We start from the raw sequence: 9,049 nt of genomic DNA, 5'->3' as shown, positions 1-9,049 counted from the left end.
ACTGATGACCAGCGTCGAGTCCCCGACCCAGGGCGATACCAGGGCATCATTCTTCGGCCAACCGCGGATGCTCGCCAACCTGTTCAGCGTGGAGCTGTGGGAACGCTTCTCCTTCTACGGGATGCAGGGCATTCTCCTTTACTACATGTACTACACGGTCGCCGACGGAGGCCTGGGCATCGACCAGGCGGTGGCCACCGGGTTGGTCGGCGCCTACGGCGGCGGGGTATATCTGTCCACGATCCTGGGAGCCTGGCTGGCAGATCGGGTGTTGGGCTCAGAACGGGTGCTGTTCTACTCCGCGATCATGATCATGCTCGGCCACATCTCGCTGGCCGTGCTGCCTGACGTCATCGGGCTGACCGCTGGCCTGATCTTGGTCGGGGTCGGTTCCGGGGGTCTGAAGGCCAACGTCACCTCGCTGGTCGGCACCCTCTATGCCAAGGACGACGAACGCCGTGACGCCGGGTTCTCCATCTTCTACATGGGCATCAACGCGGGCGCGCTCATCGGTCCATTGATCACAGGGTGGTTGTGGAAGGAGTACGGCTTCCACATCGGCTTCGGTGCCGCAGCCGTAGGCATGGCGATAGGCCTGGTCCAGTACTCCCTCACGCGCAAGAACCTGCCCGAGAAGGCGCACGAGGTCATGAACCCCCTGCCCTCCTCAGATCGCCTCCGGTGGATCCTGATCGCCGTTGGAGGCCTGGTCCTCATCGCGGGGGCCGTGCTCACCGGACTCCTGGAGGCCGGCAACCTCGCTGACGTGATGGCGGTAGTGGCCATCCTGGCCTCGATCGGTTATTTTGCGCTACTCCTCACCAGCAGCAAAGTGAGCGCGGACGAGCGCAGCCGGGTGCGCGCGTTCATCCCGCTCTACATCGCGTCGGCGGCCTTCTGGGCGTTGTTCCAGCAGCAGTTCACCGTGGTCGCGATCTACGCGGACAAGAGCCTGGACCGCACCTTCTTCGGCTGGACCATGCCACCTACCTTCGTGCAGTCCATCAACCCCGTCTTCATCATCGTGCTCGCCGGAGTCTTCGCCGCGGTGTGGACCAAGATGGGCTCCAAGCAGCCGAGCTCACCACTGAAGTTCGCCGGCGCCCTGGTCGTGATGGGCCTTGCCTTCTTCGCCTTCATCCCGTTCGCCGGTGGCGGCCCCAACAGCACGCCGCTGCTCGGCCTGGTGTTCATCCTGTTCCTCTTCACCTGCGCCGAGTTGCTGCTCTCCCCCATCGGCCTGTCCGTGGCGACCAAGCTCGCGCCGGAGGCCTTCCGGACCCAGATGGTGGCGCTGTTCTTCCTGTCCGTCTCCGTCGGCACCACCCTGGCCGGCATCCTGGCGCGCTACTACAACCAGGACACCGAGGTCACCTACTTCACCGTCATCGGCAGCACCGCGATCGTGCTCGGTCTGATCCTTGGTGCCCTGGTCCCGATGCTGAAGAGGAAAATGCTCGGGGTCCGCTGACCCCGAGCAGCCCAAGCGGTGCCCAGGGCGACGATCGGCACGCGCGCCTACGTGGCCGGCACCAGCACGAGGTCGTGGTCGCTCTGGTTCAGCGCCATCACGCCGTCCTGGGTGCACACCACGATGTCCTCGATGCGGGCACCGTGGCGACCGGCGCGGTAGATGCCAGGCTCGACGGAGAAGGCCATGCCGGGTTCCAACGGCAACTCGTTGCCCTCGACGATGTAGGGATCTTCGTGGGTCTGCAAGCCGATGCCGTGGCCCGTCCGGTGGATGAAGAGCTCGCCGAACCCGGCCTCCACGATGACCTCGCGAGCCGCGGCATCGACCGAGGCGCAGGTCACGCCGGGGCGCACGTGGGCCACCGCGGCAGCCTGGGCCAGGCGTAGCACTTCGTACTCGGTGCGGAAGGCTGCAGACGGCTCGCCGACGGCATACGTGCGGGTGGAGTCCGAGCAGTACCCGGCGAGCGTCGTGCCACCGATATCGATGACCACTGGGTCACCTGGACCGATCACCCGGTCGGACAGCTCATGGTGCGGACTCGCGCCGTTCGGCCCCGATCCCACGATGACGAAGTCGACGCTGACGTGGCCCTCAGCCCGAATTGCCTCGGCGATGTCGGCGCCCACCTGCCGTTCCGTGCGCCCGGACCGCAGCAGCTCGGGCACTCGCGCGTGCACTCGATCGATCGCAGCCCCGGCCTGGCGCAACGCCTCGACTTCGGCGACCGACTTCCGCATCCGCAACGGCGAGAGCACCGCACCGGCCACCTGCTGTCGCGCGCCGGGCAGGGAGGCACGCAGCCGAAGCACCTTCTCGGCCCACATCTGGTTGTCGAGGCCCACGGCGTGCGCGTCGGGCACGAAGGTGGCTACCAACTCGTAGGGGTCATCAGTCTCGTCCCACCCCACAATTTCCAGGCCCGTGGCGCCAGCGGGAGAAGCCTGGGCTGCCGCACGCTCCAGGGCCGGAACGACCAGCACCGGGTCTGCGTCCGCCCGCACCACTAGGCACGTCAGCCGCTCCAGCGGCAGCGCCTGATAGCCGGTCAGATAGCGCAGATCGGGTCCCGGCGACAGCAGCAACGCGTCCAACCCTGCCTCGGTCATGCCGGCCTGGGCACGGCGGATCCGCTCAGGACCTTCGTCATCGAGCTCGGTCACTTTCCTGCTCCTGCCAGTCGAACGACGTCATCACCGACCAAGGGTCAGACCCAGAAGCGATCTCGAGAGCACCGCTGCGGCAACGGGACCACTTCACCGTACTCCGAGCCGGCCGTCCCCGAGGTCACCCACTCCGGTGGGGACGGTGCCCGGTGATCAGCAGTGAGCCAAGCAGCACGATCACCGCACCGAGGAGCACGAGCGGCGCGACGCTCTCTCCCAGGACGAACACCCCCAGGACCACGGAGACCACGATGATCGGATAGGTCACGCTGGTGGCCACGGTCGGACCGGCGGCGCGGACGACTTCAAACTGCATCGCCTGCGCCAGGCCGGTCCCGACGATCCCCAGGACCGCCACGGCCAGGAGGGGTCCCCACAGTGCCCAGCCCACGCCGACCTCGGTGCCGCCGGGAGCGAGTGGACCTCCGGCCGGAGCGCCACGCAGCCACCAGTCGCCGACCACGAGGAAGGGCACCTGCGCGGCGGCCACCATGACCTGCGCAGTAGGCATCGCGAGACCACCCGGGTCGACGCCGTGCAGATAGCGGCGGACGTAGGTCCAGCCCAAGCCATAGCTGGCAGAGGCCGCCAGCACCATCAGCAGTCCGACCGGATCGGGACAGTGCTCCAACGACCAGGGCTGGGCGATGAGGACCACCCCGACGAAGCCGATAGCGACGCCCAGCTGACGTCGGCGGCCGACGGGCTCGCCCGGCAGCATCAGCGCGGTCGCGACGACTGCGGCAACGGGGGTCGTGGCGTTGGAGATGCCGGCCACCGCGGAGCTCACCCGCTCCTCCCCCAGCGAGAAGAGCACCCACGGCAGGGTGCACAGCAGCGTCCCGGTCACGACGAGGTGGCCCCAGGTCCGGCGCCCGCGCGGCAGCTGCGAGCGGGTGATCGCGAGCAGAGCCAGCAGGACGACCACCCCAAAGATGATGCGCAGGCCCGCGACCTGGACTGCGCTGAGCGCGCCGAGACCAAGTTTGATGAGCAGATAGCTCGAGCCCCAGATGAAGGCCAGCGCGACATACCAGACCTGCCACGGTGTTCGGGACGGCGGCGGGCTCACCCGCTCATCCTGCACCCACCACCATGCCTCGGTGCACCGGGCCAGCGCGACACCGCAGGCGGCCGATCAGCGGCCGCTAGCCGGTCAACCGTCGATGAGGTCCGCGAGCGCACGGGCGAGCGCGACGCTGGACGCCGTGATCTCCAGCGCCCCGTCGGGTGTTGACCCGGACAGACCGCAGGTGGGGGTGACCGCGACGTCGACCAGGCGGGCCCGTTCCAGGCCGACCTCGTGCCACAGGGTGAGCACCGGGGCGAGCAGCTGCTCAGCGCGTGCCCTGGACAGCTCGGCGCTCGTGGAGGGCGTCAGCAGTCCCGCCCAGAGCTGGCCGCCGGACTCTACGGCCTCCGCGAGAGGCTCCCAGGAGCGACGCGGCAGCAGTGCCACGTCCACCGAGATGGCGTCGGCGCCGGCACCGCGCAGCAGGCTGATCGGCACCTCAGCGGCGCAACAGTGCACGACCGTCAGCACCGCTCCGGCATCCTTCGCCGCCTCCAGCACCTGCCCCAGGGCCGCCCGCGCCGCTGCCGCCTCCGGAGCGCGCAGGACGTTGAGGCCGGAGTCGGAGCGCACGTGACCAGCGAGGACGGCGGGCAGGCTCGGCTCGTCGACCTGGACGACGAGGTCGGCCCCGGGCAGCAGCCGGCGGACCTCCAGGACATGGGATCGCACCCCCTCGGCGAGCGAATCGATCAGGTCTCTGGTCGCGCCGACGTCCGACAGGACCCGGTCGCCCAACGGCTTCCACAGCGCCGCCGCCAGGGTCCACGGTCCGGCGACCTGCACCTTCAATCGGCCCGCATAGCCGTCGAACGCTTCCGCGAGCTCATCCAGGTCCTCGCGCCACAGCGCCGAGGCCCTTGCCGCGTCGCGGCCGGGCCGATCGACGAGGCGCCAGCCCTGCGGCGCAAGATCGACGGGCAGGTCCACCAGGAGGTGAGCGGAGCGACCGACCAGGTCGGCGCCAGGACCACGCGCGGGCAACTCGGGCAGGTAGGGCAAGCCCTGGACCCCTGCGGGGACGGTGCCAGTCAGCTCCCCGCGCACCACCCGCAGCGCCTCACGCACGTCATCGCCGGGCCAGGACCCGAGCCCTGTCGCCACCACGTCAACCATGGCCCCAGTCTCCCCTGCCGGTCTGGGCGATCGTGCCGGAGCCGACGACCCGCGTGCCGTCGTAGAGGACCACGGACTGGCCTGGCGCGACCCCACGGATCCGTCCGTCCAGCCGCACCGTCAGCGATTCAGGTATGCCGTGGGGCCGGTCGACCGCGACCGTCGCCGGATACTCCTGACCGTGGGCGCGGATCTGCGCGCCCAGCCGCAGCTCGCCGTCGGGGGCCGGCCCGCACCAGCGGACGTGGTCGGCGTGGATGAGGTCGACACCAAGGAGCTGCTCGGCTCCGACGACGACGGTGTTGGTCCGGGTGTCGGTGGAGACGACATACCGAGGCTGACCATCGGCCGCGGGGACCTTGAGCCCCAGGCCGCGGCGCTGTCCGACGGTGTAGCCGTGCGCACCGCCGTGCTCGCCCAGGACCGCGCCCTCGGGGTCGACGATCTGGCCGGGGCGCTCACCGAGGCGCTCGGCGAGCCAGCCGCGGGTGTCCCCGTCAGCGATGAAGCAGATGTCGTGGCTGTCCGGCTTCTTGGCGATGGAGAAGCCCCGGTCGGCCGCCTCGGCACGGATGTCGGCCTTGACCGTGTCCCCGAGCGGGAAGAAGCTGCGGGCCAGTTGGTCAGCGTCGAGCACGCCCAGGACGTAGGACTGGTCCTTGGCCGGGTCGACGGCGCGGTGCAGCTCGCGGCGGACGCCGTGGGGCGCGTCCGGGTCAGCGACCTCGACGATCTGGGCGTAGTGGCCGGTGGCGACCGCGTCAAAACCGAGCGCTAGAGCCTTGTCCAGGAGCGCCGCAAACTTGATCTTCTCGTTGCACCGCAGGCAGGGGTTGGGGGTGCGGCCAGCCGCATACTCCGCGATGAAGTCGTCGACGACATCAGCCTTGAAACGCTCCGCCATGTCCCAGACGTAGAACGGGATGCCGAGGCGGTCGGCGACTCGTCGGGCATCGCCGGCGTCTTCGATCGTGCAGCAGCCGCGGGCGCTCTCCCTCAGGGTGGCCGCGGACTGGGCAAGCGCGAGGTGCACGCCGACCACCTCATGGCCGGCCTCCAGCATCCGCGAGGCGGCGACCGCGGAGTCGACTCCCCCGCTCATGGCGGCGACAACACGCATCAGAGGGTCACCTCCGCAGCGGCGACAGCCGGACCGCTCTGGTGCGCTCGTCGGGCACGCTCGAGCGCGCCCGGGAGCGCGCAGAGGAAGGCCTGGACGTCGGCCTGGGTGGAGGTGCGGCCCAGGGTGAGACGCAGCGCGCCACGAGCCTCCTCCTGCGGGATCCCCATCGCCAGGAGCACATGGCTGGCGCGTGCGACCCCGGCCGAGCAGGCCGAGCCCGTCGAGCAGGCGATCCCGGCTGCGTCGAGCAGGTAGAGCAGGGAGTCGCTATCGCAGTCGGCGACGCGCAGATGCGCGTTGGCCGGGAGGCGACGGGCGCGGTCGCCAGGCGTCCACGGCCCAGTCACCGTGATCCCCTGATCGAGCGCGAGCGCGCCCTCGATCAGGGTGTCGCGCAGTCCGACCAGCCGGGTGGCATGAGCGTCCTGGTGCTCGACGGCGAGCGCGATCGCTTCGGCGAGCCCGGCGATGGCTGGCGTGTCCAGCGTGCCGGATCGCAGCGACCGCTCCTGCCCGCCACCGTGCGAGAGCGGGACGGGGGACTGGTCACGGCCGGCGGTGAGGACACCCACCCCCAGCGGTCCACCGATCTTGTGGCCGGTGACCACGCCGAGATCGACGGTGGACAGATCGAGTGCGACCTGACCGAGGGCCTGAACCGCGTCGGAGTGCAGGGGTATGCCGTGCGCATGCGCGATCTCCGCGAGCTGGGGCACGGGCTGGACGGTGCCGACCTCGTTGTTGGCCCACATCACGCTGACCAGGGCCGCGGTGTCGGGGCCGCCGTCGGCCTCCAGCGCGGCGGTAAGTGCCTGCGGCGTGATGAGCCCGTCCTGGTCCGGCTCGATCCAGGTGACCCTGGCGGCTTGCGAGGCGATGAGATGCTCGACCGAATCCAGGACGGCGTGGTGCTCGATGCTGCTGACGACCAACCGGTCGCGTCGTCCGGTGCCGGCGACGCGCGCAGCATAGGTGCCCTTGATCGCCAGGTTGTCCGACTCGGTGCCACCGGAGGTGAAGAGGACCTCGGAGGGCCGCACCCCTAGCGCCTGCGCGATCCGCTCCCGGGACTCTTCGACGACGCGCCGGGCACTGCGGCCCGCAGCGTGCAGAGAGCTGGCGTTGCCCAGGCTGGCGTCCCGCATGGTCCGTGCCACCACCTCGACTACCTCCTCCAGGACCCGGGTCGTGGCCGCGTGGTCGAGGTAGACGGGCGCGGGCGGAGAGGACGGAGCAGGGGTGGTGAGGGTCGGTGGCACCGACTCAGTCTAAGTGAGCAACACGTCAGCTCTTGCGAGCGTTGACCTCCTGCGTCGCCTGCGGCAGCACGGCGAAAAGGTCGCCGACGACACCGAAGTCCACCAGCTCGAAGATCGGGGCCTCTTCGTCCTTGTTGACCGCGATGATCGTCTTGGACGTCTGCATACCGGCCCGGTGCTGGATGGCTCCAGAGATGCCGGCCGCAATGTAGAGCTGCGGTGAGACCTGGACTCCGGTCTGGCCGACCTGCGCGGCGTGCGGATACCAACCGGCGTCGACGGCCGCGCGTGAGGCACCGACGGCGGCGCTGAGGGAGTCGGCGAAGTTCTCGACCGGGCCGAAGTCACCCGCGGTGCCACGCCCGCCAGAGACCACGATCGAGGCCTCGGTCAGCGACGGACGACCCGACGCCTCCTTCTCCTTGCGTTCGGTGATGGTGGCGGCAGTGGCCGCCTCGGAGAGCTGGACCTGGATGCTCTCCTCTGCGCCGACGCCGGGCGCTTCGGCCGGCTCGATCGAGTTGGGCTTGAGGGTGAGGATCGGAGAGCCCTGGGTCACGTTCGTGACCACCGTGTAGGCCCCCGCAAACACCGACTGGGTGGTCTGCACGCCTCCGACGGGACCGGGCTGGACGTCGACCGCATCAGTGATGAGACCGGAGCTGGTCTTGATAGCGAGACGACCGGCGATCTCCTTACCGTCGTTGGTGGCCGGCAGCAACACCGCCGCTGCACTGGTGCGCTCGACGAGGTGCGCGAGCGCCTCAGCCACCGGCGCCACGAGGTGGTCGGTGTAGGCGGCGCCCTCGAGGCGGTAGATCTTCGCGGCGCCGTAGCGGGCGAGGGTGTCGTGCGCAGCCGCGGCGGCGGCGGCGTCACCGACGAGCACCGCGGAGGGCTCGCCCAGGCGGGCGGCCGCGGTCAGCGCCTCGGTGGTGGACTTGCGGACATCTCCGTCGACGTGGTCGACCAGGACGAGAACTTCAGCCATCTTCTTGACTCCTTTTCGGCTCTGGGCGACTCAGACGAACTTGCGGGACGCGAGGAAGGCGGCCAGGGCCTTGCCACCCTCACCTGCGTCGGTCACGACCTCACCCTTGGATCGCGGGGGCCGCGCCTCAACGGTCTCGACCGTGGTCCAGGCGGCGTCGAGGCCCACCTGGGAAGCGTCGAGGTCGAGGTCGGACAGACCCCAGGTCTCCACGGGCTTCTTCTTGGCGGCCATGATCCCCTTGAACGAGGGATAACGCGGCTCGTTGATCTGGTCGGTCACTGACACGACCGCGGGCAGCGAGGCCTGCACGGTCTGGGAGGCGACCGCGTCGTCGCGGCGGATGGTCACGGTGCCACCGTCCACGGTGAGCTCGGAGGCGAAAGTGACCTGCGGCAGGCCCAGGCGCTCGGCGAGCATCGCGGGGACCACGCTCATCGAGCCGTCGGTCGAGGCCAGACCGGTCAGGACCAGGTCGACGGGGGTGTCCGCGCCGAGCTTGGTGATCGCCTGCGCCAGCACCAGCGAGGTCGCCACGGCGTCGGAGCCCGCGATCGCCTCGTCGGTGATGAGGACACCCTTGTCGGCGCCCATCTGCAGCCCCTTCTTGAGGGCGGCGGAGGCATCCTCCGGTCCCATGGTCAGCAGCGTGACCGCACCCTCCCCGGCCTCGACGATCTGGAGAGCAGCCTCCACGGCATACTCGTCCAGCTCGGAGAGAAGGCCGTCAACGGCCTCCCGGTCGGTGGTGTGGTCCGGCGTGAAGCCGCGGTCGCCCTGGGCGTCCGGGACATACTTCACACAGACGACGATGTTCACGCGCGTCACGTCCTCGTGGTCGGGGGTCT

8 protein-coding genes are annotated in these 9,049 nt (G+C 69.7%); 1 reads left to right on the top strand and 7 read right to left on the bottom strand.

Going from position 1 to position 9,049, the window contains the following annotated elements:
* Positions 1-4 precede the first annotated feature (4 nt).
* Positions 5-1,471 carry a peptide MFS transporter gene (locus Q4P07_RS08905; RefSeq protein WP_303374564.1) on the top strand — a complete coding sequence of 489 codons (1,467 nt, stop codon included), beginning with the start codon at positions 5-7 and terminating at the stop codon, positions 1,469-1,471.
* Positions 1,472-1,518: 47 nt separating this feature from the next.
* On the opposite strand, the gene Q4P07_RS08900 is transcribed toward Q4P07_RS08905, so the two are convergent.
* The 7 genes from Q4P07_RS08900 to Q4P07_RS08870 form a co-directional block, all read right to left on the bottom strand.
* Positions 1,519-2,637, bottom strand: coding sequence for a Xaa-Pro peptidase family protein (locus Q4P07_RS08900; protein WP_303374557.1), 1,119 nt, complete (start codon positions 2,635-2,637; stop codon positions 1,519-1,521).
* Positions 2,638-2,761: 124 nt separating this feature from the next.
* Positions 2,762-3,712 (bottom strand): DMT family transporter, encoded by a 951-nt coding sequence (locus tag Q4P07_RS08895; RefSeq protein ID WP_303374556.1) that lies wholly within the window; start codon positions 3,710-3,712, stop codon positions 2,762-2,764.
* An 84-nt stretch (positions 3,713-3,796) separates the two neighbouring features.
* On the bottom strand, positions 3,797-4,828 hold the full coding sequence (locus tag Q4P07_RS08890; RefSeq protein WP_303374555.1) for a methionine synthase: 1,032 nt from the start codon (positions 4,826-4,828) through the stop codon (positions 3,797-3,799).
* On the bottom strand, positions 4,821-5,948 hold the full coding sequence (gene mnmA / locus Q4P07_RS08885) for a tRNA 2-thiouridine(34) synthase MnmA (RefSeq protein WP_303374554.1): 1,128 nt from the start codon (positions 5,946-5,948) through the stop codon (positions 4,821-4,823). The genes Q4P07_RS08890 and mnmA overlap by 8 nt, the downstream gene beginning before the upstream one ends.
* Positions 5,948-7,210 (bottom strand): cysteine desulfurase family protein, encoded by a 1,263-nt coding sequence (locus Q4P07_RS08880; protein ID WP_303374553.1) that lies wholly within the window; start codon positions 7,208-7,210, stop codon positions 5,948-5,950. Before Q4P07_RS08880 ends, mnmA begins: the two co-directional genes overlap by 1 nt.
* A gap of 25 nt (positions 7,211-7,235) precedes the next feature.
* Positions 7,236-8,201 (bottom strand): electron transfer flavoprotein subunit alpha/FixB family protein, encoded by a 966-nt coding sequence (locus Q4P07_RS08875; protein WP_303374552.1) that lies wholly within the window; start codon positions 8,199-8,201, stop codon positions 7,236-7,238.
* A gap of 30 nt (positions 8,202-8,231) precedes the next feature.
* A complete protein-coding gene (locus tag Q4P07_RS08870) occupies positions 8,232-9,020 on the bottom strand; it encodes an electron transfer flavoprotein subunit beta/FixA family protein (protein ID WP_303374563.1) in 789 nt (262 codons plus the stop codon).
* Positions 9,021-9,049: the final 29 nt, after the last annotated feature.

This window comes from Ornithinimicrobium sp. (assembly GCF_030537745.1).
Classification (GTDB): domain Bacteria; phylum Actinomycetota; class Actinomycetes; order Actinomycetales; family Dermatophilaceae; genus Ornithinicoccus.
This window is presented reverse-complemented; position numbering and strand designations above follow the sequence as displayed.